Below are 26,264 nucleotides of genomic sequence, written 5' to 3'. Positions count from 1 at the left end.
GCAGCCATGCAATCCTTCCTCGACATCTTCGACATCTACCTGCTGGAGGCCGTCATCAACGGCATTCTGCTCGGCGGCGTGCTGGCGCTCTTGGCACTCGGGCTCAATCTGATCTTCGGCGTCATCGACGTCACCTGGATCTGCTACGCCGAGTTGGTGATGATCGGGATGTACGGCATGTACTATCTCGTGCAGGTGTTTCATCTGCCGTACTGGGCCGCCGCGCCGCTGGTCATCCTGCTGGTGGCGCTGCTCGGCGCTCTGCTGCATTTCCTGGTCATCGCGCCGCTCCTGACCGCGCCGCCGATCAACCAGCTGCTCGCCACCGGCGGCGTGCTGTTCATCCTGCAAAGCTTTGCCACCGTTGCCTTCGGCATCGACTTCAAGAATCTCGGCATCCGCCTGCCGGTGCTCTCGCTCGGCGAGATGAATTTCAGCTATGCGCGCCTCTTGTCGTTCGGTGCGGCGCTCGCCGGCATGATCGGGGTCTATCTGTTCCTGACCCGCACCTTCACCGGCACCGCGATCCGCGCCATCGCGCAGGACCGCCAGATCATGCCGTTGATGGGCGTCGATCCCAAACGCATCTACCTGATCACCTCGGCGATCGGCGGCGGGCTGGCCGGCCTCGCTGCCTGCCTGCTGGTGCTGCAATATGACGTGCATCCGTTCGTCGGCCTGTCGTTCGGGCCGATCACCTTCCTGATCTGCGTGCTCGGCGGCCTTGGCAATTTCATCGGCGGTTTCGTCGCCGCCTTCGTGTTCGCCGAGATCATCTCGCTCGGCGGCCTGTTCTCCGATCTCGAATGGGGTTACGTGCTGGCCTTCGCCTTCTTCATCGTGATGATGTTCATCCGGCCCGCCGGCCTGCTGTCGAGGCGCTCGTGAACAGAGGGCTTGCCGGCTGGATCATCGCGCTGGTGGTGCTTGTCGCGCTGCCTTTCGTGCATCGCGATCCCTATCATCTGCACCTCCTGGTGCTGATCCTGATCTGGTCGTTCGCCTATACTTCGTGGTCGATCATGGGCCGCTTCGGGCTGGTGTCGCTTGGCCATGGCGGCTTCATGGGCATCGGCGCCTATGTCACCGCGCTGTTGTGGAATCATCTCGGCGTCTCGCCCTGGATCGGCATTCCCGTGAGCATGGCAACCGCCGGCGTGCTGGCGCTGATCGTCGCCTATCCCTGCTTCCGTTTCCGCATCACCGGGCATTATTTCGTGCTGGTGACCCTGGCGCTGTCGGGCATCGTGCTGCAAGTCATCACCGCGACCCGCGACTATACCGGCGGTTCGCTCGGCTACACGCCGCAGCGCGCGCCGAGCGGCAAGGGCCTGCTGGCGCTGCAATTCGACGACAAGACCACCTGGTACCTGATCGCGCTCGCGGTCTGGGTCCTGGGCCTCGTGATCTGGCGCGCGATCGACCGCAGCATGATCCGCCACGCCATGGAGGCGATCTCGGAGGACGAGGACGCGGCCGCCGCCGCCGGCGTCAACGTCACCGTCGAGAAGCTCAAGGTCACGCTGATCAGCGCGCTGATGACCGCGCTCGCGGGCGCGCTGTATTGCCAGTACCAGATGTTCATCTCGCCGGATACCGTGAGCGGCATCGCAGTCTCCCTGCAAATGGTGTTCGCGGCGATCGTCGGCGGCGTCTATGTCGCGCTCGGCCCGACTGTCGGCGCCGTCATCACCATCGTGATGGCGGAGGTGCTGCGGATCTGGTTCGGCACCAAGGCGGTCGGCTGGGATAATCTGGTCTATGGCGTGCTGTTGGTGCTGTTCATCATCTTCCTGCCCAAGGGCATTCTTGGTAGCGTGATCGACCGGATCAAATCGCCACGCAAGCCGTCGAGAGGCCATGAGCAGCAAACCGTCCCAATCGCTCGCCGATGAACTGAAACCCTTCGTCGTACCGTTCCGCTTCGACGGCAGCAGCGAGTTTCGCCTGAAGTCGTACCCGACCGCCGAGAAGGGCGGCATCGACAAGGACGCCGGCGGCAAGATCATCGAGGCCAACCGCAAGCGGCTCAACGATTTCCAGGAGAAGCTCTACGCCCAGGACCGCTGGTCGCTGCTCCTGATCTTTCAGGGCATGGATGCCGCCGGCAAGGATTCGGCGATCAAGAGCGTGTTCGAGGGCGTCAATCCGCAGGGTTGCGAGGTCTCCTCCTTCAAGCAGCCGTCGACCCGGGAACTCGACCACGACTACATGTGGCGCGCCATGATCGCGCTGCCGGAGCGCGGCCGCATCGGCATCTTCAACCGCTCCTATTACGAGGAGTGCCTGATCGTGCGCGTGCACCCCGAGGTGCTTGCCAAGCAGAAGCTGCCGAAGAAGCTGGTGACCAAGAACATCTGGCGCGAACGCTTCGAGGACATTGCCGCGATCGAGCGCTATCTGTCGCGCAACGGCACCGTGATCCTGAAGTTCTTCCTGCATGTCTCCAAGGATGAGCAGCGCCGGCGCTTTCTCGACCGGCTGGAGGAGCCGGCCAAGAACTGGAAGTTCTCGATGGCCGACATTTCCGAGCGCGCGCTGTGGGCCAAGTACCAGGCCGCCTATCAGGACATGATCCACCATACCGCGACCAGGGAGGCGCCCTGGCACATCGTGCCGGCCGACCACAAATGGTTCGCGCGCGCCGTGATCGGCTCGACCATCGTGAGTGCGCTGGACAGGCTGGAGCTGAAATTTCCCGAAGTCGACAAGGCCGAGTTGAGCGAGTTCAAGCGCATCCGCGAGGCGCTGGAGGCGGAGCAGGGGGCCGACAAGGGCGGCCGGAAATAGGCGCAGCCGACACGTCGGCAGGCGTGACGCAGGCCTCGCCCGGTTGGCTTCGAAAGGCTGCAAGGCGAGGAGGCGTAAGGATGGTCGACACGACAGAACCTGTGGCGTCTCTCGTCCCGTTGGACCCGAGCCGGTTCGAGCGCTTTGAATATCCCGGCGACGACTTCCCCTATTACAACGGCAGGCCGGCGGCGATCTCGGGCCGGCAATGGCTGTTCGTCATGGTCATGCTGGTCGCAGCGTTCGTTGTGCTCGTCACCCCGATCCCGATGTTTGCCAAAGGCTTCGGACAATTCGTTCCGGCAGTTCTGTTCTTTGCCATTCCCCTCATCGCGCTCGCTATCGTCGTGCCGAGGCACTGGACCGCGTTGTTTCGGCGCGTGGGCGTCCGGGACATCGGCTGGATGGTGGGATTTGCGGTTCTCAACGTGCTGATCGGCGCGCTGATCGGCTTCACCTTGACGACGCTTTCGGGAACGAATCCCAATGCGGCTCTCGCCGGGCTCGCCAATCTTCCGCTTGCCGGGTTGATCCTGTTCTTCCTCAAGACCATCCCGCAGCTGTTTGGCGAGGAGGTCTTCACGATCCTGCCGTTCCTGGCGCTGTTGTGGCTGTTCTGCGCCAAACTTCGCCTCTCGCGGCGGGCATCGATCGTGGCCGCATGGGTGATCGCGGCGCTTCTGTTCGCGGGCGCGCACCTCCCCACCTATGGCTGGAATGTCGTGCAGTGTCTCGCCGTCATCGGGAGCACCCGTCTTGTCCTGCTGTTGCCGTACATCATGACGAAGAGCATCTGGGTATCGACCGGTGCGCATATTCTGAACGACTGGATCTTGTTCATCCTGACAATCCTGCTGACCGGGCCGAAGTGACGGATCCGGCGGGGACCGCGGCCCCATGGGGAGCCGATTTTGCCTCGGCGCACCGGCTGGCCGTTAGGTCAACCCCCCTGACCATCTTTACCCATTGCGGCGGCTTGCCATAATCGTCTAGAACGACGGCGCATAGCGCGTCCCGGCAACCGACCGTCAATGGTTTTGACCGAGGATTTTAGCGCTCAAAAGGGTCTGGCAATGCTGATTCGCGGCCAAATTGACGGGATTTCGGGGGAGGTGGCCCAGGCTACCGCCACGATCCCGGCCGCGCGGCCCACCCTCCTTATTGGCGGCCTGCTTCTTACCTGCCCCTGAGGGCCGGCTGGGCGTTTGCGCCTGGGCACTCAGGGGTTTGTACGAGATCATCGGACCCTGATAACCGCCCAAACGCTCAAGCAGCAAACATGACGGGCGCAAAGCTTAAAGGAATTTCTGACATGGCCACCCCTGATAAGTCCGAGAAGGACCGCGTCATCATTTTCGATACCACCCTGCGCGACGGCGAGCAGTGCCCCGGCGCCACCATGACCTTCGAGGAGAAGCTCGAAGTCGCCGAGTTGCTGGACGATATGGGGGTCGACGTCATCGAGGCCGGCTTCCCGATCACCTCGGAGGGCGACTTCCAGGCGGTCAGCGAGATCGCCCGTCGCTCCAAGAACTCAGTCATCGCCGGCCTGTCCCGCGCGCACCCGGCCGACATCGACCGCTGCGCCGAGGCCGTGAAGTTCGCCCGCCGCGGCCGCGTCCACACCGTGATCGCAACCTCGCCGCTGCACATGCGGGTCAAGCTGAACAAGACGCCGGAGCAGGTGATCGAGACCTCGGTCGCGATGGTCGCCCGCGCCCGCAACCAGATCGACGACGTCGAATGGTCGGCCGAGGACGGCACCCGCAGCGAGATGGACTATCTGTGCCGGATCGTCGAGGCCGTCATCAAGGCCGGCGCCACCACGGTGAACATCCCCGACACCGTCGGCTACACCGTGCCGGAGGAATACACCCACTTCATGAAGACGCTGATCGAGCGCGTGCCGAACTCCGACAAGGCGATCTTCTCGGTGCATTGCCACAACGACCTCGGCATGGCGGTCGCCAATTCGCTGGCCGGCATCATGGGTGGTGCGCGCCAGGTCGAATGCACCGTCAACGGCATCGGCGAGCGCGCCGGCAATGCCGCGTTGGAAGAGATCGTGATGGCGATCAACGTGCGGAACGACAAGTTTCCGTACTGGAACAAGATCGACACCACGCAGCTCACCCGCGCCTCCAAGGTGGTGTCGGCCGCGACCTCGTTCCCGGTGCAGTACAACAAGGCGATCGTCGGCCGCAACGCCTTCGCCCATGAGAGCGGCATCCACCAGGACGGCGTGCTGAAGGACGCCTCGACCTACGAGATCATGAAGCCCGAAATGGTCGGCCTGAAGCAGTCCTCGCTGGTGCTGGGCAAGCATTCCGGCCGCCATGCCTTCGTGCACAAGCTGGAGGAGATGGGCTACAAGCTCGGCCCGAACCAGTTGGAAGATGCGTTCACGCGGATGAAGGCGCTGGCCGACCGCAAGAAGGACATCTACGACGAGGACATCGAGGCGCTGGTCGACCAGGAGATGGCGGCCGCCCACGATCGCATCAAGCTGGCGTCGCTGACCGTGATCGCCGGTACCCATGGCCCGCAGCGCGCGACCATGAAGCTCGACGTCGACGGCCAGATCAAGATCGAGGAAGCCGAGGGCAACGGCCCGGTAGACGCCGTGTTCAACTGCATCAAGCGCCTGGTGCCGCACGAGGCCAAGCTGGAGCTGTACCAGGTCCACGCGGTGACCGAAGGCACCGACGCTCAGGCCGAAGTCTCGGTGCGTCTGGCGCATGAAGGCCGCTCGATGACCGCGCGTGCCGCCGATCCGGACACGCTGGTCGCGTCCGCAAAGGCCTATCTCGGCGCGCTGAACAAGATCGTGATGAAGCGCCAGCGCGACGTCCCTGCGGCGGCCGCGAGCTGACGAGCGCGCACGATCGGCGAGTTGAAAACGCGGCGCTTCGGCGCCGCGTTTCTGTTTGAGCGGAGATCGCGGTGGCAACTCGCTCTATCCTCATCGCCTCGGACCACGGGAGTGAGTCATGAATATTCCGCCAATCAGTTTCATCGACAAGGACAGCGGCGATGAAGGGGTGGTACTTGTCCGCGTGAGCGGAGACGCGGTGGGGCTCGCTGTGTCACTGCGGAAGAACGGAGATGTCGAGGTTTTCCTCGGGGCAGAGGAACTGGATCGCCTCATCCGTGTACTTGAAGACGCGCGTCGGGTGCTTCGCGCAAAGATTCCGTAGCGCGTAGATCATTCGCCGAGATCGAGTTCGCGGCATTCGTCGCCGACTACGGCGATCATCAATGCCAATATGATCACGAACAGCATGGCTGTCATGATGAGGCCACCACGGCTCCAGCCGTGATCTCGCCGTGTCTCGGTATCCGGCCAAGACCACACCGCAACGGGAGCTCCCTGAAGGATCGAGACCATCATCTGGCTGTTGGGCTTCATTCCTTGCAGATCAACTGCCGCCGTCCCGTTCCCTCGTGCAGACGTCCTTCTTGCTTCGGCCAGAGACCGACAGGATCACGATTGCATCCGCCAAGAACATAGTCGCGCTTGTCGATGCGATACACCACATCGCATGCGAGCGAACCGTGCACGGCGGCGGCCGCCTGCGAGACTTCGCTGAAAACCGGCACCGGAAACCAATCTCCTCCGGATGCCAGCCGACACTGGAGCCGCGGCCCGCAGGACGCGACGCAGAGCGAAGCGATTGCCGTCATTCCCACGGCTCGGATCGTGCCGATTGTGTTCACGGTCGATCCATCGGCTTCCGCGCCACGTCCGCCTCTCGCGTCGGCCGGATCAGGCCAAGGTCTCGGCCGGCTGCGGCTGCCTGTGTGCGATTGACGACGTTGAGGGCCTTGAAGATCGCAGTGATGTGCGCCTTGACGGTTTTCTCCGAGAGATCCATTTCATAAGCAATGGTCTTGTTGGGCAGGCTTTCACCGATACGACGGAGAACGTCGATCTGGCGGGGTGTCAGCAATGCGCGTGGCGTCGGTCGGTCGGCAACGGGCCTGGCGGTCGCGATCTGGTTGAGCATCAACGGTGGAATGTAGAGTTCACCATTCATCACGAGGCTAATGGCGGAGAGTAGCGTGGTCCGGCTGGCCGATTTTGGCACGTAGCCAAGCGCACCTTGAGACAAGGCGTTGCGGACGTCGATGGGATCCTCGGACGACGAGAGCACGACAACGGGGAGTTCGGGCCGCGCGCGACCGATCTCAGAGATCGTCGACAATCCACTTGCCCCTGGCATCATCAGGTCCAGCACGACGATATCGAGGTCTTGGTGGCTCTCGACGGCGGCGAGCGCCTGCGTTGCGCTGCTGGCTTGCACGATGATGGTCTGCGGTCCTTCCTGGCGCAGCAGCGCGGATAGCCCCTCGAGCATGACCGGATGATCATCGACGACCAGTATCTTCATCCCGCGACTATGGCGCAGGATGTGTCTGGTCGGCAAGGCAGGGGCCCGTGGCGGGCACAAGGTCCTAGGACGTCCTAGGTCTATCTCGAAGCTGTCCTGGCGACGTGCAGCCGCGACACTCTGCGAAACACGGCGTTCGGCTGCGAGTGGCGCACGAATGCGCCCCAGCCCCCGGCCTCTATCGTCGAGAACGTGGTATGCTTCGGCTGCGGCGATATCGCATGCAACCGTTCCGAACGAGTTTGAACGAGATGCCGAACAGGCCAGCATGAACGTGACGGATCAGGCCGGAGCCGAGGTCTCCTTCATTCTGCCCGAACATCGCTCGCTTCTGCGCACGGAGCAGGTTGCCGCGCTGTTCAGGAATGTCGTTCTCAACGGGCTGGCTACGGCAACAACGGCCGTTCTTCTGGTCACGGCACTGATCCATCTCGGCGTGACGGACGCAGCGACCAGCCTGGCTTGGGTTACATGCATCGCAGCATGCGTCGTCGCGCACCTGGTTCTCCGGTGGATGTATCATCGCGACTCATCGTCCGCCGCAAACTGGCGGCGCTGGGCGTGGAGCTTCACGGCGATCAGCCTCGTGGAAGGCTCCACATGGGGATGGGCCACTGTCCATCTCGCAACAGCGGGCTTCTTCGAAATTCAGGTGCTCGTGCTCGCAGTGACGTTCGGCGTCGCTACCGGTGCGATCCCGGCGCGCAGCTCCTATCTTCCGTCGTTCTGTGCCCTGTTCTTCCCGGCCACGTTTCCTTATGTGCTGCTGAAGGTGGGAGACACCAGCCAGATTCAACAGATCAGTGCCTTCTTCATGTTGATTTACATCGTTGGGATGGGCGGGCTTGCGCTTAACGTCAACCGCAACTTCAAGGCCGCCGTCGATCTGCGGGTCTGGTCGATTGAGCTGGCTGAACGATTCCGGCAACAGAAAGAACTGGCGGATCAAGCCAATCGGGCAAAGTCCCGTTTCCTGGCTGCCGCGAGTCATGATCTGCGCCAGCCCGCGCACGCCCTCTCGCTGCTGATCGGCGCACTCCGAGGTATCGTACTGCCTGCGGAGGCGACACGGCTGGTCGCGTTGATCGAAAGTTCGGCGGTCACCCTTGATCGTCTGTTCGCCGCACTGCTCGAGATCTCGAGACTGGATGCCGGCGTCGTCGAAGTTCGCCGCCAAAACCTCCCGATCCATCCATTGCTGAGCCGGATCTGCTCCGACTATCGTGAACTGGCAGCGACCAAGAATATCGCGCTGAAGCTCCATGCATGCAGCGCCAGCGTCTTCACCGATCCTGTTCTCTTCGGTGATCGGATCATGCGCAACCTGATCGCCAATGCCGTACGCTACACCGATTGCGGTCGTGTCGTGGTGGGTTGCCGGCGCCGCGGCTCGTTGTTGTCGGTCGAGGTTTGGGACACCGGCCCGGGCATTCCGATCGACCAACAGCAAAGAATATTTGAAGAGTTCTACCAGCTGGAAAATCCAGAACGTGATCGCGCTGAGGGCCTTGGCCTTGGCCTCGCCATCGTCCGCCGCCTGACGGACTTGCTCGAGTGCAGGCTCTCCGTGATGTCGCAACCGGGCCGCGGCTCCTGCTTCCGGATCGACGTCCCCCTCGCGAGCGCGACGCTGCTGGAGGAACTGGAAGTTCCGCTTCAGGAGCCGGGCGGAGCCCTTGCTCGCGCCTTGGTGGTCGTGATCGACGACGAACTTCCGATCCGAGAGGCGATGTCCGCGCTGCTAAAGGGCTGGGGACACGAGGTTGTCTCCGCAGCTTCGGTCAGCGAGGTCTTGCAACTGCTCGCGGCTTGCCCGATCAAACCGGATCTTGTGATCTGCGATTATCGCCTGCGGAACTACGAGAACGGCATCGAGGCGATCGAGAAGCTTCGATCGGAATACAACGAGATCATTCCTGCGGTTCTGATCACGGGAGATACGGCTCCCGATCGGCTACAGGAGGCGGCCGCCAGCGGCCTTCTCTTGCTCCACAAACCGGTATCCAACAGCAAGCTTCGGGCGGCGATCGGCAATCTTCTTGCGTCGACGAAATCATCGTATCTGCCCGTGGAGTGAGGTCGGTCAGAAAGAGCGGCCGCGAACAAAGCATCATTGTGGGTGTGACGAAATCGATCGCGACGAACAAGCTTCGGTTCTGATTTCGATCGGAACCGAAAATGCGATTGCCTCGTTGCCGTGCGACGTTCGAACGGCAAACTCGAGCTGCGGTCGCCAGCGCAAAGGCCGCCCCCAAGGGCGGCCTTTCGGATGAGATGATCGCCGGTCAGGCGAGGTGAAGCCGACGTCCGCTCTGCTTGCGCCGATAGGCCATAACGCCAATACCTGCAAAGCCGAGCAGCATCATCGCCCAGCTCGAAGGCTCGGGGACAGCGGAGGCCACCGCCGTATCGGCCGTAATCGCCGACAGAAATGGCTCCCCGTACGCGCCACCATTGCTTTCGGAAAAGACGATGCTCGTCAACGTGCCAAGGTTGGAAACATCGAAGCTTTGCGCATCGAGGCGGTCAGTGTTGAAATTGGCGGTGCCGTAAAGGTTGGTCGCAACGCCGTTGTAACCGCCGCAACAGTAATGATCCCGGATGTTGGTTCCTTCCGTCAGATTGAACGCATCGGACCCGCTTGAACCATTGAATGTGATCGTCCCGACGACGCCGCCAAATGCACCGAAGGCCGAGTTGAGCAGCGTGTAGATTGTTCCGACGTTGGGGATATCTACGGCGAACGTCACCGATGTTGTTCCCCCCGGGCTGAGTTGCACCGCCCCCAGGTTCGTCGTGCCGGGGTAACTTGCCAAATTGAAGTTGATGCCGTTGATGGCCAGTGTCGTGCCGCCCTGCGGGTAATTTCCGCCGCCGCTATAGGTGGCGACATTGGCGTTGACGTCACCACTGATATCGACTGAAACTTGATTCGCTCGAGCCGAACCAACCAGTGCCAAAAGTACAGTTGTGGCCAAGCTCAGAGCGGGAACTATTGATTTCATTTTCATCTCCCAGTTAAGCAATTGCCCGAGATGCGCATTCCTTCGATTCGAAGTAAATCGGACCGCAGTCCTAGATCGTCCTAGGACTGATGACCGAGCCGACCATCCGAGAGCATGAGACTCTCGTCGTCGACGATCGCACCATCCAACGAAAAGGCCTTGCCGCCCTGCCTGATCAGGTGAAAGCCGGATGTCGCTTTGCCCGCCCGCCAGCGACGCCGCAGGCGCATGAGCCGTCGTCGCGCGCTGCGAGACGCGCCACCGCGTGATACGGTTCAGTCAAGGACGATCAGGGGGGGGCGCAGGTGGAGAGATACGGAGCCGGGTCGATTGTCATTTCCAGCTATGACCCGACATGGCCGAACTTGTTCGAGCGGGAGCGCGCCCGGATCTGCGGCGATCTCGGCCAAGGCGCGTGCATGGCGTGCGGATGGAGGACATCGCTAGCAACGCCAGGGCGGCCCTGAGCGGAGCCGGACGGGCGGTCAAACGGCGATCATCAAAGCGAACATGATCACGAACAGCATGGCCGTCATCACGACGGCTGCCACGGCTCCGGCCGTGATCTTGACGTTCGGATCCCGGAACCCCGGAAGATCGTCCCAGCGACAAGCACGTCTCGGACAAATCATGTCGCGAGAACGCGGTGGTTTGACGCTCAAACTGCGCAACATACTCACCGTCGTCCCGGCGCAGGCCGGGACCCATTACCCCAAATGAAAATTGGTGCGCGATGCCGGAACGACGAGTCCCGCCGATAACGTCTGCTGCGGCGTATGGGTCCCGGCCTACGCCCGGACGACGTGGCAAGAGCCGTGGCTCACTCGCCGATCAACCGACCGCAGGCGCCGGTGATGACACCGAAAACCCGGCGCACACCCTGTCACCGGACGGCTGCGAGAGCCGCAGCGGATACCGTCGGATCGGATTTTGCAGTGCAGCAATAGCGCATTCAGCCCCTGCTAAAGGGGCAATGGCAATCGTCGTTGCTTCTCTGTAATGGTGCGACCGGATGTCTCGGGGCCGGTGTTCGTGCCCCGCAATTACGCGGGAGGAAACATGCGTAAATTCATTTTGGCCGCGGCGTCGATCGCGGCTTTGGCCTTGGTCGGGCCGGCTGCGGCACAGTCGCCGATCGTCATCAAGTTCAGCCACGTGGTGGCCTCGGATACGCCGAAGGGCAAGGCGGCCGACAAGTTCAAGGAACTGGCCGAGAAGTACACCAATGGCAAGGTGAAGGTCGAAGTCTATCCGAACTCGACGCTCTACAAGGACAAGGAAGAGCTCGAGGCGCTGCAACTCGGCGCGGTGCAGATGCTGGCGCCGTCGAATTCGAAGTTCGGCCCGATCGGGATCAGGGAATTCGAGGTCTTCGATCTGCCCTACATCCTTCCCGACCTGAAGTCGCTGCGCAAGGTGACCGATGGCCCGCTCGGCGCCAAGCTGCTCAAGCTGCTGGATTCCAAGGGCATGACCGGTCTGGCCTATTGGGACAACGGCTTCAAGCAGATGAGCGCCAACAAGAAGCTGATCGCGCCGTCAGACTACAAGGGCCTGAAATTCCGCATCCAGTCCTCGAAGGTGCTGGAGGCCCAGTTCCGCGCGCTCGGCGCGATCCCGCAGGTGATGGCGTTCTCGGATGTCTACCAGGCGTTGCAGACCGGCGTGGTCGACGGCCAGGAGAACACCTGGTCGAACATCTACACCCAGAAAATGCACGAGGTGCAGAAATACGCCACCGTCACCAATCACGGCTACATCGGCTATGTCGTGATCGTGAACAAGAAGTTCTGGGACGGCCTGCCGGGCGACATCCGCGACGAGCTCTCCAAGGCGATGAAGGAAGCCACCGAGTTCGGCAACAACCAGTCGGCCAAGGAGAACGACGACGCGCTTGCCGAGATCAAGAAGGCCGGCAAGACCGAGATCATCAGCCTGACGCCGGAGCAGGACGAGGCGATGCGCAAGGCGATGATGCCGGTCTACAAGGACGTTGCCTCACGCGTCGGCCAGCCGCTGATCGACGAATTCCTCAAGGAAACGGGCCGTAGCCCGATGAACTAGGGCGGATCCAAACCGCAATCACAACGAACGCCGCGGCCGTGTGAGGCCGCGGCTTGGGTGCCGTGGCCGGTTGCCGCATCAGGCCATGACAGGGGAGATTTATGCTGCTGAAGATTCTGGACCGGCTCGAGGAAATCATCATCGCGAGCCTGATGGGGGCCGCGACGCTCCTGACCTTCGTCACGGTCGTGCACCGCTTTCTGGTCGACGTTCCCTTGCTCTATCCGTATCTGTTCGGCATCAATCTCGCCTGGTCGCAGGAACTCTGCATCTACATGTTCATCTGGATGGCGAAGTTCGGCGCCGCCTATGGCGTGCGCACCGGCATCCATGTCGGCGTCGACGTCCTGATCAATCGCCTCAACGACTATTGGCGCAAGCGCACCATCCTGTTCGGCCTGCTCGGCGGTGCGCTGTTCACGGCGATCGTCGGCACCATGGGCGCCAAGTTCGTCTACGAGCTGATGCACACCGACCAGGTCTCGCCCGACATGGAGATCCCGAGCTGGATCGTCTATGCCTGCATCCCGCTCGGCTCCTATCTGATGTGCTTCCGCTTCCTGCAAGTGTGCTGGAACTACTGGTGGACCGACGAGCTGCCGCACCATGACGCCTCCCATGTCGACGGCGTCGAGACCAGCAAGACCGCGCCCGTCGCGCTCGGAGAAGCGTGATGAGCGCCGCCCTTATTTTTGGACTGCTGTTTGCCCTGATGCTGACGGGCATGCCGATCTCGATCTCGCTCGGCCTGACCGTGCTCACCTTCCTGTTCACGATGACCGAGGTGCCGATCGAGAGCGTCGGCCTGAAGCTGTTTTCGGGCCTCGACAATTTCGGCATCATGGCGATCCCGTTCTTCATCCTGGCCGGCACCTTCCTGACCCGCGGCGGCGTCGCGCGGCGGATGATCGCGTTCACGACCTCATTGGTCGGGCATCTGCCCGGCGGCCTCGGGCTCGCCGGCGTCGCGGCCTGCGCGATGTTCGCGGCGATCTCGGGCTCGAGCGTCGCGACCGTGGTCGCGATCGGCTCGATCATGATGCCGGCGATGGTCGATCACGGCTATCCGAAGCGGTTCGGCGTCGGCGTGATCTCGACCTCGGGCGCGCTCGGCATCCTGGTGCCGCCCTCGATCATCCTGGTGCTCTACGGCGTCTCCACCAACACCTCGATCGGCGCGCTGTTCATGGCCGGCATCGTGCCGGGCGTCCTGCTCGCGCTGATGCTGGCCGCGGTGACCTTCTTCGTGGCGCAACGCAACGGCTATCCGAAGATGCCGCGGGCGACCATCGGCGAGCAGTTCAAGGCGTTCCGCGAAAGCATCTGGGGCCTGCTGCTGATCGCGATCGTGCTCGGCGGCATCTATGGCGGCGTCTTCACGCCGACCGAAGCCGCCGCGGTCGCCGCGACCTACGCCTTCTTCATCACCGTGTTCGTCTACAAGGAGCTGAAGCTCTCCGAGGTGCCGAAGGTGCTGCTGCAGGCGGCGAGCATGAGCTCGATGCTGCTCTACATCATCACCAACGCGGTGCTGTTCTCGTTCCTGATGACGCACGAGCAGATCCCGCAGGAGATGGCGGCCTGGATCATCGACAAGAACTTCTCGGTGTGGATGTTCCTGCTCGTCGTCAACGTCATCCTGCTGCTCGCCGGCAACGTGATGGATCCGTCCTCGATCCTATTGATCATGGCGCCCATCCTGTATCCGCTGGCGACCAAGCTCGGCGTGAACCCGGTCCATCTCGGCATCCTGATGATCGTCAACACCGAGGTCGGGCTGTGCCATCCGCCTGTCGGCCTCAACCTCTACATCGCGAGCAGTATCGCCAAGATGGGCATCTCCGAGATCACGATCTCGGTGTTGCCGTGGCTGTGCGCGATGCTGGTGTTCCTCGGCCTGATCACCTACGTGCCGGAGATCTCGCTGTGGCTGCCGCGCGTGCTCGGGATGATCAACTAACGCAAACAACAAGCAATCAAAGCGCGATCTCGCGCTTTGATTATTTCCGGCGCGAAATGAGCCGGATTACATCTTGGTAAGAGAGGTCTCTCTGTCAAATCGGTAAGTTGAAGGCCGCGGCCGGGCGCATCATCCTTGGGCAACCCTTGAAGGAGGATCGCATGAAGAAAGTTCTGCTCGCCGGTATCGCGGCGCTCACGATTGCCGGTTCGACCGCGGTGTATGCCCAGCATCGTCCCTGGTTCCACAGCCATACGCGGATGAGCCCCGAGGATCGGGCCGCTTTCCTCGACGCGCGGATCGCTGCCGTTCACGCCGGGCTGAAGCTCAGCGCCGATCAGGAGAAGCTGTGGCCACCGGTCGAGACCGCGGTGCGCGACTTCGCCAAGATGCGGATGGATCGCGCCAATGCGCGGATGGCCGCCGAGAAGGCCGATGGCGACAAGGCGCAGAAGCCGGATGATCCGGTGGCGCGCCTGCGCGAACGCGCCGACAACATGGCGGCGACCTCGGCCTCGCTGAAGAAGATCGCCGATGCCGCCGATCCGCTCTACAAGACGCTCGACGACAACCAGAAGCGGCGCCTGACCATGCTCACCCACATGGAAGGCCGCGGCTTCGGCGCCGAGGGCTGGCGCCGTCACCGCCTCGAGCGCGGCATGGACCGTTGGGAGCGCGGCGGCCGCGACCGTCATTTCGACCGCGACGACGGTCCCGATCAGGAACGCTCCGGTCGGCTCTGAGCGCCGCGCCTCGGCGCTTTCGCCAAGCCCATGAAAGGCCGCCGGAATCCGGCGGCCTTTCGGCTGTCGGGAGGGCGCGTAAAAGTCGGGAAAACTTGCGCCAGCTTGCTGGACATCGCGGAATCGCTTTGCTAAACGACGGCCTCTCTTGCGAGGGTCATTTCCGGACAAGTTCCGGGCGCATAGCTCAGTTGGTAGAGCAGCTGACTCTTAATCAGCGGGTCCCAGGTTCGAGCCCTGGTGCGCCCACCAAGCTTTCATAGCTTAGGTTCGCCCTCGTAAGGCCATCCCGGCCGTCTGTCGCGTTGCTTCAGACACTCCGGTTGCCTGGTTTGCTTCTCACGAAAATCTGCTGATCTCCGATCGCATCTGCCTGCACGCTTGTCTCGCCACGCCGGCGGCGCGCTTCCGTTCGATCGCGTCGCGACGCCGCGGTAGCCACTACTTCCGACGAATGGGTCCAGGCGGTGTGAGCGAGGTGCGATCCGCGCGGGGCGCCCTGCGGCAACCGCAGTTGACAGGGTGGAGCGCCCACTTTAAGCAGCTGACTAATTAATCAATTAATTAAGGTCTGAAACCCTAGGGAAAGAATCCGCCTGATGCCGGTCGGCCATCGATATCCGAAGCTGCTTGCTCCGCGCTCGCTTCGCTGGGCTGGATGCCAGGGCGCTTTTGGTCAGATCCTCTATGCAGATCCGCTGGCGCGTGCGCCGCATCACGTCGCGCACGCGAGTGTAACGTCGCGGATCGGCGCGTCACGCCCGAACCCGGGCGGACTTCATTCACCCGTACGAACATGAGGAGTGAGGCGTAAACGATGGGACGTCGATCTGAAGTACTGATGGCGCAAGACACCGACGGCACGGACAACCGGCGCGTGATCCAGGTGGTATCGCGCGCATTCGACATCGTGCGTTGCTTCGAAGGCCGAAGCATTCGCCTGGGCAATCGCGAGATCGCCGATCGCTGCGGTCTTCCCCGCTCGACGGTCTCCCGTCTCACGCTGACCCTCACCCAGATCGGCCAATTGATCTACCTGCCGCAAGAGCAGAAGTATGCGCTCGGTCCCCACGCCGCGGCGCCCGGCGCTCCGTTGTTTGCGCAAGGGGCCGACAAGCCCGCCTGTGCCGATGAGCGGGAACGCCGCACGGTGCCGCGCTTCGAGTATTTCGAAGATCAGCGCAACTCGATTGCCGAGCCGCTTTCGGTGACGCCACACCGCTGACGACCCATCTCATTCCGAAGCGGTACGCGCACCGGAATGGTCGGGACGTCGGTACGAGTCAATCTGAGCAAAACATCTGAAACGAAGGGGAAACGCATGCCCGAAGCATACATCATCGACGCCGTCCGCACGCCGCGTGGCATCGGTAAGCCCGGCAAGGGCGCACTGTCGCACCTGCACCCGCAGCAGCTGGCAGCAACCGTGCTCGGCGCGCTCAAGGAGCGCAACAAGCTCGATACGTCGACCGTCGACGACATCATCTGGTCGACCTCGACCCAGGAAGGCAAGCAGGGCGGCGATCTCGGCCGCATGTCGGCGCTCGCGGCCGGCTACGACATCAATGCCAGCGGTACGACACTGGATCGGTTCTGTGGCGGCGGCATCACCTCGGTGAACCTCGCGGCAGCCTCTGTCATGTCGGGGATGGAAGATTGCGTCATCGCCGGTGGCACCGAGATGATGAGCTATCAGCAGACCCTCGCCGCCGAGCGCTCCAAGGCGGGCCAGCCGGCGCGGATGATGGGTTCCGGCAATCCGGCGCTCGACGAGATTCATCCGCAGTCCCACCAGGGCGTGTGCGGCGACGCCATCGCGACGCGCGAGGGGATCAGCCGCGAGGCCTGCGATGCCCTGGCACTGACCAGCCAGCAGCGCGCCAAGCGGGCGATCGACGAAGGCCGCTTCGCCAAGTCGGTGATCCCGGTCCTCAACGACGACGGCAGCGTGGCCCTCGGCCGTGAGGAATTCCCGCGTCCCGAGACCACCGCCGAAGGCTTGGCTTCGCTCAAGCCCAGCTTCGAACAGCTTGCCGATTTCGATCTCGGCAACGGCACGACCTTCAAGAAGCAGATCCAGCGCCGCTATCCGGGCCTCGAGTGGAAGGGCGTGCATCATGCCGGCAACAGCTCGGGCGTGGTGGACGGCGCCGCCGCGGTGCTGATCACGTCGAAGGACTATGCCGAGAAGCACGGCCTCAAGCCGCGCGGCCGGATCGTGGCCTATGCCAACCAGGGTGATGACCCGACGCTGATGCTGAACGCGCCGGTCCCGGCGGCCAAGAAGGTTCTCGCCAAGGCCGGCCTGACCAAGAACGACATCGATGTCTGGGAGATCAACGAGGCGTTCGCGGTCGTCGCCGAGAAGTTCATCCGCGACCTCGACCTCAATCGCGAGAAGGTCAACATCAACGGCGGCTCGATCGCGCTCGGCCATCCGATCGGCGCGACCGGATCGATCCTGATCGGCACCGCGCTCGACGAGCTCGAGCGCAGCGGCGGTCGTTATGGTCTGGTCACCATGTGCGCCGCCGGCGGCATGGCGCCCGCCATCATCATCGAACGCCTCTGATCGCGAAAGGACAACGCAATGAAACTCGATTCATCGGTCGCCGCCGTCGTCACCGGCGGCGCGTCGGGCCTCGGCGCGGCCACCTCGCGCGCGCTTGCCGCGCAGGGCGTGAAGGTCGCGATCTTCGACTTCAACGAGGAGAAGGGTGAAGCCATCGCCAAGGAAATCGGCGGTGTCTTCTGCAAGGTCGACGTCACCTCCGACGAGCAGGTCGATGCGGGTTTCGCCAAGGCCCGCGCGGCACATGGCCAGGAGCGCATCCTGGTGAACTGCGCCGGCACCGGCAACGCGGTGAAGACCGCAGGCCGGGACAAGAAGACCGGCGAGCCCACCCACTTCCCGATCGATGCCTTCAACCGCATCATCCAGATCAACCTCATCGGCACCTTCCGCTGCATCGCCAAGTCGGCGCAGGGCATGCTGTCACTGGCTCCGCTCGAGCACGGTGAGCGCGGCGCGGTCGTGAATACGGCTTCGGTCGCGGCCGAGGATGGTCAGATGGGGCAGGCGGCTTATTCGGCCTCGAAGGCCGGTGTCGTCGGCATGACCCTGCCGATCGCGCGCGACCTGATGGCCGAAGGCATCCGCGTCAACACCATCCTTCCGGGCATCTTCAACACGCCGCTGCTCCAGGGCGCCCCCGAGAACGTCAAGGCCGCGCTCAGCGCGTCGGTGCCGTTCCCGAAGCGCCTCGGCATGCCGGAGGAATATGCGCATCTGGCGCTGACGATGATCACCAACGGCTATTTCAACGGTGAAGACGTCCGTCTCGATGGCGCCATCCGCATGGCTCCGCGCTAGAGCATGATCCGGAAAGGCGCGAAGCGGCTTTCCGAAAAGATCATGTTCAAACAACAATCACAGCAACAGGAAACGAAGGCGATGTCCGACGAAACTCCGGTCCTCACTGAAGTCCGCGGACCGATCCTGATCATCACGCTGAACCGGCCGGAGGCCAAGAACGCGGCCAACCTTGCCCTCTCCAAGGGCGTGGCGGCGGCGATCGACCGGCTCGATGCCGACGATGCGCTCAGCGTCGGCATCATCACTGGTGCCGGCGGTACGTTTTGCTCGGGCATGGACCTCAAGGGGTTCCTGAAGGGCGAACGGCCGTCGATTCCTGGTCGTGGCTTCGCCGGCCTCACCGAGGCGCCGCCGAAGAAGCCGCTGATCGCGGCGGTCGACGGCTACGCGCTCGCCGGCGGGATGGAGATCGCGCTGTCGTGCGACATGATCGTCGCCAACCGCAACGCCAAGTTCGGGATCCCCGAGGTGAAGCGCGGTCTGGCGGCTGCGGCCGGCGGGCTGATCCGCATGCCGCGCCAGATGCCGTTCCGCGTGGCGATGGAGTTCGCGTTGACGGGCGAGTTCTTCGGCGCCGAGCGTGCCTATGAGCTCGGTATCATCAACCGCGTCACCGACGGCCCGGCGCTCGAGGCCGCGCTCCAGCTTGCAGCCGCGATCGGCGCCAATGGCCCGCTCGCCGTGAAGGCATCCAAGCAGGTGATCGTCGAATCCAGGCTCTGGCCCGAGGACCAGATGTGGAAGAAGCAGCAGGAGATCGTCGGTCCGGTCTTCGTGTCCGAGGACGCCCGCGAGGGTGCGGCTGCCTTCGCCGAAAAACGCGCGCCGAACTGGAAGGGCAAGTAACGCCGCGATTTGTTCGAAAACGGAGCGCCGGTTTTGATTGCAGCAGAACCGGCGCTCCGAATTTTTTTGTGTGGGTGCCGCGCCGCTTGAGAGCGCTGTTGGGTGAATGATGCGCAGCTTTACCGAAGACCAGGTCATCTTCCGCGATTCCTACCGCAAGTTCCTCGCCAGCGAGATCGCGCCCCATATGGAGGAGTGGCGAGAGGCTGGGATCGTCGATCGCAACGCGTTCAAGAAGGCCGGCGACCTCGGGTTCCTGATGATCTGGCCCGAGGAAAAATATGGCGGGATGGGCGACGAGGATTTCCGCTATGAGCAGATCATCATCGAGGAGACCGCGCGCTCGGGCTGCAAGGGCTGGTTCAACACGCTGCACAGCCGCCTGGTCGGTTCTTACTTCAAGCGCTTCGGCACCGAGGAGCAGCGCGACCGCTTCCTGCCCAAATGCGTCAGCGGCGAGACCATCCTGGCGATCGCGATGACCGAGCCCGGCGCGGGCTCGGACCTCGCGGGCATGCGGACAACGGCCGAGGACAAGGGCGATCATTTCCTGCTCAACGGCTCGAAGACCTACATCTCCAACGGCATCAATTCCGACGTCGTGATCGTCGCGGCTAAGCTCGCGGGCGCCGAGAAGAAGCACGCCATGGTGCTCTTGATCGTCGAGCGCGGCATGGAAGGCTTCGAGCGCGGCCGCAATCTCAAGAAGATGGGCATGCCGGCGCAGGACACGGCCGAGCTGTTCTTCAACAATGTGAAGGTGCCCAAGGCCAACGTGCTGGGAGAGCCGGGCAGGGGCTTCTACTATCTGATGGAAGGCCTTGCCGAAGAGCGGCTGATCTCCGCGGTCGGATCGATCGCCAATGCCCGCAAGGCGTTCGACATCACGCGCACCTACGTGATGGACCGCAAGCTGTTCGGCCGGCCGCTCGCCGAACAGCAAAACACCCAGTTCCGCATGGCGGAGATGGATGCCGAGATCGACCTCGTGCAGGTCTATGTCGATCACTGCGTTGCCGAGCACAATGCGGGGCGGCTGACCAGCAACATGGGCGCCAAGGCCAAGATGATGTCGTCGGAGGTCGAGTGGAAGATGCTCGACCTCGGCGTGCAGCTGCACGGCGGTGCGGGCTACATGGATGAATATCCGATCAGCCGGATGTTCACCGACGCGCGCGTCAACCGGATCCTGGCCGGAAGCTCCGAAGTCATGCGGCTGATCATTGGCCGCGATGTCTTCTCGGAGCAGTACAAGAGCATTCTGGACTAGCCGGTCACCACGACCCGGCTATCCATCTCGCTCTCGGCGTCAGCCGCGTGCCTGGCGCAGCGGCTCGCGTGCATACTCCTTCGAACGCAACAGTGCATCGGCGAAGATCGGCTCCCAGGAGCGGATGTGGCTGCGGAGCAAGGTCGGCAGCGCTTCGGTCTCGCCGGCGAGCGCGAGCTCGATCAGCCGATAGTGCTCGGGCACCGAGGCCTGCTGCCGCTCGAGACCGGCGCGGGAGCTGATGCCGTAGAGTCGCATCTTGTCGCGCAGGCCCATCACCATGTCGGTCAAGAGCTCGTTGCCGGCGGCCGCGATGAACTCGCGATGATAGTTGCGATCGGCTTCGAGATAGAGCTGGACGTCGTCGGTCTCGACGGCCTTGGCGATCTGGTCGGCCCAGCCGCGCACCGCTGGTAGATCGCTGGGCGGATTGGTAGCGACCAGCACGGCGGCGTGCAGCTCCAGCACCTCGCGCATGTCGAACAAATTGCGCAACTCGGTCAGCGTCGGCTCGACGACCTTGAAGCCGCGGTTGCGCATCGGCTCGACCAGGCCACCGCGGCTCAGTTCGAGCAATGCTTCGCGCACCGGGGTCGAGGAGACGCCAAGGCTCGCGGCGAGACTCGGCACCGAATACATCGTGCCTGGCAGGCTCTGCCCGGAAATGATCTCGGCGCGCACCCGTTGCAGCACCTGTTCGCGCAAATTCTGGTCCATGGGTGGTCGTCGCCGCCTCTCGTTGGGAACTCCGATTCGTCCCTTGATTATTACTTAGCCTTGACGGGACCGGTAGCGTATGACGTAAATGTGTAACGCGCTACCAAAATGCGTCACAAGCGCTGACTGGATTGTGAGACGGCTGTGAAACAGCGGCTACCCGGCTATTGCACGCTCTGTCGTTCGCGCTGCGGTGCTGTCACCGTGGTCGAGGACGGCCGCCTTGTCGGCGTAGAGGTATTAAATAACCATCCGACCGGTGGCGCGCTGTGCGCCAAGGGGCGTGCGGCCCCGGAAATCGTCGCCAGCCCGCGCCGGCTGACCGTTCCGCTGAAGCGGACCCATCCGCGCGACGCCGCCGATCCGGGTTGGGTCGAGATCTCCTGGGACGAGGCGCTGACCGAGATCGCCGGCCGGCTCGCCAGCATCCGCGCTGAAAGCGGCGCCGAGGCGGTGGCATTCGGCGTCACCACGCCGAGCGGCACGCCGATGGTCGACAGCTTCGAGTGGGTTGAGCGCTTCATCCGCGGCTTCGGCAGTCCGAACCTGATCTACGCGGTCGAGGTCTGCGGCTGGCACAAGGACTACGCGCACGCCTTGACCTTCGGTCGCGGCATCGGCTTTCCCGATTACGACAATGCGGATGCGATCGTGCTCTGGGGCCACAACCCTGCGCGCACCTGGCTGGCACAGGCGACGCGGATTGCCGACGCGCGGCGGCGTGGCGCCAAGGTCATCGTCGTCGATCCCAAGCCGAACGGCTCGGGTCAGCAGGCCGACCTCTGGCTGCGCATCCGTCCCGGCGCCGATGGTGCGTTGGCGATGGGTGCGATCCGGCATCTGATCACGACCGGCAGCTTCGATGCTGAGTTCGTCGACGCCTGGACCAACGGAGCGCTGCTGGTCGATCGCGCGACCGGGCGCTTCCTGCGCGCCGACGCGTTGTGGCCGGATGGCGCGCCGGACGCTTTCGTCCGCCTCGATGCGTCGGGCGCGCCGGTGTCATGCGATACCCGTTACGCGCAGCACAGCGGCGGCCGGTTGCGCGGCGTGCTGTCGGTGCGTGCACGCGATGGCCGCATGATCGCAGCCGCGACCGCGTTCGAACTGCTGGCAGAACGCGCTGCACCCTACACGCCGGCGCGCGTGGCGGAACTGACCTGGCTGCCCATCGCGGACATCGAGGCATTCAACGCGTTGCTGGCGGCCCGGCCGCGGCTCGCCTACCACTCATGGACCGGCGTCGGCCAGCACACCAATGCCACCGCGATCGAGCGTGCCATCGCATCGCTCTACGCGTTGACCGGCGCCTGTGATCGGCTCGGCGGCAATCGCTGGCCGGTCCCGCCGCCGACGCGCGCCCTCAACGACTACAACATCCTGTCGCGGGAGCAGCAGGCCAAGGCACTCGGCATCACCGAGCTGCCGCTCGGGCCGCCTGCCAAGGGCTGGATCACCGCGCGTGATTTCAGCCGGGCCGTGCTCGAGGGCGAACCCTATCAAGTGCGCGCGCTGGTCGCCTTCGGCACCAACTTCGTGGTCTCGCAGGGCCATTCCGAACGCAACAAGGCGGCACTGAACGCGCTGGAATTCCAGGTTCATATCGACATGTTCATGAACCCGACCGCAGAGAGCGCCGATTTCGTGCTGCCAGCGAGCACGCCGTGGGAGCGCGATGCGCTCAAGATCGGGTTCGAGATCACGCAAGCGGCCGTCGAGACCGTGCAGTTTCGTCCGCGCATGGTCGAGCCGGTCGGTGCGGTCAAGGCCGACTATGAAATCGCGGCAGAGCTGGCGCTGAAGCTTGGCATGGACGAGCTGTTCTTCGGTGGCGACATCAAGGCCGGCTGGAATTACCAGCTGGCGCCGCTCGGGATCGGCGTCGAGGATTTGCGCGGGTTTCCCGAAGGACGGCGCTTCCCGCAAGCCTTCCGTGACGAAAAATACGCGGTCGCACGCGAGGACGGAACGGTCGCCGGGTTCGCGACGCCGACGCGACGTGTCGAGATCTATTCGGAGCTGATGCTGGGACACGGGCACGATCCGTTGCCCGATCACGTTGAGCCGGTCGGAAGCCCGCTCACGACAGCCGCGGACGAGCGCTTTCCATTGGTGCTGTCGACCGCCAAGAGCGGCTGGTTCGTGCACTCCTCCTGGCGGCATGTCGCCTCGTTGCGGCGAAAGTCACCGGATCCGGCGGTGGAGATCAGCCCGCAACTCGCCGCGCGGCGTGGGCTGGTGGACGGCGACTGGGCCGTGGTGGAGACGCAAGGCGGTGCGGTGCGGCTGAAGGTGCGGCTCAATGTGGCGCTCGACGATCGTGTCGTGGTCGCCGAATTCGGCTGGTGGGAGGACTGCCCGCCGCTCGGCCGCGACCGCACCGCGGCGGCGGGTATCCACACGCGCAATATCAACGCCGTGCTGCGCGACGACGCACGCGATCCGGTCAGCGGCTCGGTGCCGCTGCGCGCCATCGTCTGCGATATCAGGCGTGACGGCGTGGCCAGCCGCGGCGTCTGGAGCGGCGGGCGGCGGTTTGTGGTCGGCGAGCGCCGCATCGAGGCCGATAACGTCGTGGCCCTCGGCCTGCGGCCGCGTGACGGTGGCCCGCTGCCCGACTTCCTGCCTGGACAGCATGTGATGATCTCGCTGCCCGGTGCCGCGGAGGCGCGCGCCTATTCGCTGACCGGGGCGGGCGATCTGCCGGACGCGCTGTCGATTGCGGTGAAGGGGCGCTTCCTCGGCGAAACGCGCCGGGACGACGCGCCGTTCTTCATGCCGGATCGCCTGCATGATCTTGCGGTCGGCGACGAGGTGCTGCTGGAGCCGCCGGGCGGCATCTTCACGCCGCCATTGAAGGGACCGCGGCCGCTGATCTTCCTCGCCGCCGGCATCGGCATCACGCCGTTCATCAGCCATATCGAGACGCTGCAAGGCATCGCGCCGCAGGATCGCGTTGGCGAGATCTTGCTGCTGCATGGCTGCCGCAACAGCCGCGAGCATCCTTTCGCGCAGCGGCTCGCCGAGCTGGAAGCCGGCACGCCAGGGCTGAAACGCCTGACCTTCTACTCCGCACCGCTCGCGGAAGAGCCGATCGGCGCGCATTCGCTGCGCCACGGACGGCTCGATCTCGCGGAGGCCAAGCCGTTGCTGGCAGGCCGGCCGCTGGTCTACATCTGCGGTTCGCCGGATTTCGTCACCGCGCAAATCGAGGCCGCGGCGGCGCTCGGTATCCCGCGCTTCGATATCTTTGCCGAAAGCTTCGTGTCGCCGCCGGCGGTGCCGGACAACCTTGCGCCGCGGACCATCCGGCTGGCCGGCAGCAAGCAGAGCTTCTCGTGGGGACCTGAGCAGGGGACGCTGCTCGATGCAGCCAGCGCGGCCGGCGTTGCGCTGCCGAGCGGTTGCCGCGTCGGACAATGCGAAAGCTGCGCGGTCGAGGTCGTCGATGGGGAGTTCGCCCATCTCGGTCCCGTCGATGCAAGCGAGGGACGATGCCTCGCCTGCCAAGCCGTGCCGCTCACCGATCTCACGCTCGCGCTTTGACAATCAATGGGACTGAAGGCCGTAACCGCATCACCGGAAGGGGGATCAGATTAATGACGAATGCAACGCACGATCAAACCGTGAGCCTGCGAAAACCTGTCACGGACAACATCATGGCGCGATTCTCGCAAGCCTTGGTGGCGTTCGCCGAGCGCTGGTTTCCGGATGCGTATGTCTTTGTCTTGATCGCGGTGATCGCGGTCGCCGCGGGCGCGATCCTGCACGGAGGCTCGCCGCTTGCCGTCAGCCGCGCCTTCGGCGACGGGTTCTGGAATCTGATTCCGTTCACGATGCAGATGGCGCTGGTCGCGATCGGCGGCTATGTCGTGGCGATGTCGCCGCCGGTGGCGGCCGTGCTGACGCGGCTCGCCAGCGTGCCGAAGACCGGGCGTGGCGCGGTGGTGTTCGTGGGCGTGCTCAGCATCTTTCTCTCGCTGCTGAACTGGGGCCTCAGCCTGATCTTCTCCGGCCTCCTGGTGCGGGAGATCGCGCGGCGCACCGACATCAGGCTCGACTACCGGGCAGCCGGTGCGGCCGGCTATCTCGGACTCGGCTGTGGCTTCACGCTTGGCATCACGTCGTCAGCCGCGCAGCTCCAGGCCAATGCCGGCAGCATCCCGGCATCGCTGCTGCCGATCACCGGCGTGATCGGATTCTCGGAAACCATCCTGACCTGGCAGAACATGGTCACCGTCGTGATGGTGACCGTGGTGTCGGCGGCGATCTGCTACTTCACGACACCTGCGCCGGAGCAGGCCAAGACCGCGGAAGACCTCGGCGTCGCGCTCGGCGATGATCGCATCGAGGCCAGGAAGCCGGCGCGGCCGGGCGATTGGCTCGAATTCAGCCCGCTGCTCACGATCCTGATCGCGCTGCTTGCCGCCGGCTGGCTGTGGCAGACGTTCCAGTCGGGCAATCCGCTGATCACGCTGTCGGGACTCAACACCTACAATTTCGTCTTCCTCATTCTCGGCATCGTGCTGCACTGGCGGCCGCGCAGCCTGATCGAGTCGTTCTCCAAGGCGATGCCGAGCGTCTCCGGCGTGCTGCTGCAATTTCCGTTCTATGCGGGCATCGCGCAGATCCTGACCAAGGTGCCGAACAGCAGCGGCACGACGCTGTCGGATACGATCGCACACTGGTTCGTCGGCGCCTCCAGCAATTCCACCGTGTTCTCGTTCCTTGTCGGCATCTATTCGGCGCTGCTCGGCTTCTTCGTGCCGTCGGCCGGCGGCAAATGGATCATCGAGGCCCCCTACATCATGAAGGCGGCCAACGATATCGGTGCGCATCTCGGCTGGACGGTCATGGTCTACAACATCGCCGAGACGCTGCCGAACTTCATCAACCCGTTCTGGATGCTGCCGCTGCTCGGCATTCTCGGCCTGAAGTCGAAGGATCTGATCGGCTACACGTCGGTGCAGTTCTTCATCCACTTCCCGATCGTGATGCTGCTGGCCGCGATCCTGATGGCGACCTTCACCTATCACCCGCCGATCATCCCTTGAGCAATGCGGGCCGGGCACCACGAGATGGTGCCCGGCCACGATTGCGCC

Annotated in this window: 23 protein-coding genes, 1 tRNA gene and 1 pseudogene; 19 read left to right on the top strand and 6 right to left on the bottom strand. The window is 63.7% G+C overall.

The window, feature by feature from the left end:
* Positions 1-6 precede the first annotated feature (6 nt).
* From CWS35_RS32965 to CWS35_RS39255, 6 genes are all read left to right on the top strand, one after another.
* On the top strand, positions 7-888 hold the full coding sequence (locus tag CWS35_RS32965; protein WP_024580170.1) for a branched-chain amino acid ABC transporter permease: 882 nt from the start codon (positions 7-9) through the stop codon (positions 886-888).
* Entirely contained in the window at positions 885-1,895 is a 1,011-nt protein-coding gene (locus CWS35_RS32960; RefSeq protein ID WP_100955439.1) for a branched-chain amino acid ABC transporter permease, read from the top strand. The genes CWS35_RS32965 and CWS35_RS32960 overlap by 4 nt, the downstream gene beginning before the upstream one ends.
* Positions 1,861-2,790, top strand: coding sequence for a polyphosphate kinase 2 family protein (locus CWS35_RS32955; protein WP_100955438.1), 930 nt, complete (start codon positions 1,861-1,863; stop codon positions 2,788-2,790). Before CWS35_RS32960 ends, CWS35_RS32955 begins: the two co-directional genes overlap by 35 nt.
* A gap of 80 nt (positions 2,791-2,870) precedes the next feature.
* Positions 2,871-3,662, top strand: a complete 792-nt coding sequence (locus tag CWS35_RS32950; protein WP_100955437.1) for a type II CAAX endopeptidase family protein — start codon at positions 2,871-2,873, stop codon at positions 3,660-3,662.
* Positions 3,663-4,102: 440 nt separating this feature from the next.
* On the top strand, positions 4,103-5,662 hold the full coding sequence (locus CWS35_RS32945) for a 2-isopropylmalate synthase (protein WP_024580174.1): 1,560 nt from the start codon (positions 4,103-4,105) through the stop codon (positions 5,660-5,662).
* 118 nt (positions 5,663-5,780) lie between these two features.
* Positions 5,781-5,987 (top strand): hypothetical protein, encoded by a 207-nt coding sequence (locus CWS35_RS39255; RefSeq protein WP_145987251.1) that lies wholly within the window; start codon positions 5,781-5,783, stop codon positions 5,985-5,987.
* Positions 5,988-5,995: 8 nt separating this feature from the next.
* Here the strand turns inward: CWS35_RS39255 and CWS35_RS32940 are convergent, their stop codons facing one another.
* From CWS35_RS32940 to CWS35_RS32930, 3 genes are all read right to left on the bottom strand, one after another.
* Positions 5,996-6,199: a hypothetical protein gene (locus CWS35_RS32940; RefSeq protein WP_024580175.1), complete on the bottom strand. Its 204-nt coding sequence runs from the start codon at positions 6,197-6,199 to the stop codon at positions 5,996-5,998.
* Positions 6,196-6,390, bottom strand: coding sequence for a hypothetical protein (locus CWS35_RS32935; protein ID WP_024580176.1), 195 nt, complete (start codon positions 6,388-6,390; stop codon positions 6,196-6,198). Before CWS35_RS32935 ends, CWS35_RS32940 begins: the two co-directional genes overlap by 4 nt.
* A gap of 113 nt (positions 6,391-6,503) precedes the next feature.
* Positions 6,504-7,181: a response regulator transcription factor gene (locus CWS35_RS32930; RefSeq protein WP_024580177.1), complete on the bottom strand. Its 678-nt coding sequence runs from the start codon at positions 7,179-7,181 to the stop codon at positions 6,504-6,506.
* 268 nt (positions 7,182-7,449) lie between these two features.
* On the opposite strand from CWS35_RS32930, the gene CWS35_RS32925 reads away from it, so the two are divergent.
* A complete protein-coding gene (locus CWS35_RS32925; RefSeq protein ID WP_024580178.1) occupies positions 7,450-9,258 on the top strand; it encodes a hybrid sensor histidine kinase/response regulator in 1,809 nt (602 codons plus the stop codon).
* A gap of 208 nt (positions 9,259-9,466) precedes the next feature.
* Here CWS35_RS32925 and CWS35_RS32920 read toward each other — a convergent pair whose 3' ends face one another.
* Positions 9,467-10,186, bottom strand: coding sequence for a PEPxxWA-CTERM sorting domain-containing protein (locus tag CWS35_RS32920; protein ID WP_157817303.1), 720 nt, complete (start codon positions 10,184-10,186; stop codon positions 9,467-9,469).
* A 485-nt stretch (positions 10,187-10,671) separates the two neighbouring features.
* A complete protein-coding gene (locus CWS35_RS39250) occupies positions 10,672-10,860 on the bottom strand; it encodes a hypothetical protein (RefSeq protein ID WP_145987250.1) in 189 nt (62 codons plus the stop codon).
* 385 nt (positions 10,861-11,245) lie between these two features.
* Here CWS35_RS39250 and CWS35_RS32915 point away from each other — a divergent pair, with 385 nt between their 5' ends.
* The 10 genes and pseudogenes from CWS35_RS32915 to CWS35_RS32870 all read left to right on the top strand — a co-directional run bounded on the left by CWS35_RS32915 (position 11,246) and on the right by CWS35_RS32870 (position 20,445).
* The gene (locus CWS35_RS32915; protein WP_024580180.1) at positions 11,246-12,250 is read left to right on the top strand and encodes a TRAP transporter substrate-binding protein; all 1,005 of its coding nucleotides are present in this window, start codon (positions 11,246-11,248) and stop codon (positions 12,248-12,250) included.
* A 101-nt stretch (positions 12,251-12,351) separates the two neighbouring features.
* A complete protein-coding gene (locus CWS35_RS32910) occupies positions 12,352-12,924 on the top strand; it encodes a TRAP transporter small permease (RefSeq protein ID WP_024580181.1) in 573 nt (190 codons plus the stop codon).
* Positions 12,924-14,210, top strand: a complete 1,287-nt coding sequence (locus tag CWS35_RS32905) for a TRAP transporter large permease (protein ID WP_024580182.1) — start codon at positions 12,924-12,926, stop codon at positions 14,208-14,210. Before CWS35_RS32910 ends, CWS35_RS32905 begins: the two co-directional genes overlap by 1 nt.
* Positions 14,211-14,371: 161 nt before the next feature.
* Positions 14,372-14,953 carry a Spy/CpxP family protein refolding chaperone gene (locus CWS35_RS32900; RefSeq protein ID WP_024580183.1) on the top strand — a complete coding sequence of 194 codons (582 nt, stop codon included), beginning with the start codon at positions 14,372-14,374 and terminating at the stop codon, positions 14,951-14,953.
* A gap of 176 nt (positions 14,954-15,129) precedes the next feature.
* Positions 15,130-15,205 (top strand) — tRNA-Lys (locus CWS35_RS32895).
* Positions 15,206-15,770: 565 nt separating this feature from the next.
* A pseudogene (locus CWS35_RS40225) lies at positions 15,771-16,034 on the top strand (helix-turn-helix domain-containing protein); the annotation flags it as partial.
* Between the two features lie 240 nt (positions 16,035-16,274).
* Complete coding sequence (locus CWS35_RS32885; protein WP_024580185.1) at positions 16,275-17,525, top strand: acetyl-CoA C-acetyltransferase; 1,251 nt, start codon at positions 16,275-16,277, stop codon at positions 17,523-17,525.
* 18 nt (positions 17,526-17,543) lie between these two features.
* The gene (locus CWS35_RS32880; RefSeq protein WP_024580186.1) at positions 17,544-18,326 is read left to right on the top strand and encodes an SDR family NAD(P)-dependent oxidoreductase; all 783 of its coding nucleotides are present in this window, start codon (positions 17,544-17,546) and stop codon (positions 18,324-18,326) included.
* An 81-nt stretch (positions 18,327-18,407) separates the two neighbouring features.
* Positions 18,408-19,175, top strand: coding sequence for a crotonase/enoyl-CoA hydratase family protein (locus CWS35_RS32875; protein ID WP_024580187.1), 768 nt, complete (start codon positions 18,408-18,410; stop codon positions 19,173-19,175).
* A gap of 106 nt (positions 19,176-19,281) precedes the next feature.
* Positions 19,282-20,445: an acyl-CoA dehydrogenase family protein gene (locus tag CWS35_RS32870; RefSeq protein ID WP_024580188.1), complete on the top strand. Its 1,164-nt coding sequence runs from the start codon at positions 19,282-19,284 to the stop codon at positions 20,443-20,445.
* A 39-nt stretch (positions 20,446-20,484) separates the two neighbouring features.
* Here the strand turns inward: CWS35_RS32870 and CWS35_RS32865 are convergent, their stop codons facing one another.
* Positions 20,485-21,162 (bottom strand): GntR family transcriptional regulator, encoded by a 678-nt coding sequence (locus tag CWS35_RS32865; protein ID WP_024580189.1) that lies wholly within the window; start codon positions 21,160-21,162, stop codon positions 20,485-20,487.
* A 144-nt stretch (positions 21,163-21,306) separates the two neighbouring features.
* On the opposite strand from CWS35_RS32865, the gene CWS35_RS32860 reads away from it, so the two are divergent.
* Positions 21,307-24,708 carry a molybdopterin-dependent oxidoreductase gene (locus tag CWS35_RS32860; RefSeq protein ID WP_100955435.1) on the top strand — a complete coding sequence of 1,134 codons (3,402 nt, stop codon included), beginning with the start codon at positions 21,307-21,309 and terminating at the stop codon, positions 24,706-24,708.
* A gap of 113 nt (positions 24,709-24,821) precedes the next feature.
* Positions 24,822-26,216, top strand: a complete 1,395-nt coding sequence (locus tag CWS35_RS32855; RefSeq protein ID WP_244442164.1) for a short-chain fatty acid transporter — start codon at positions 24,822-24,824, stop codon at positions 26,214-26,216.
* The last annotated feature ends 48 nt before the right edge of the window (positions 26,217-26,264 follow it).

The organism is Bradyrhizobium sp. SK17 (genome assembly GCF_002831585.1).
Lineage (GTDB): Bacteria > Pseudomonadota > Alphaproteobacteria > Rhizobiales > Xanthobacteraceae > Bradyrhizobium.
This window is presented reverse-complemented; position numbering and strand designations above follow the sequence as displayed.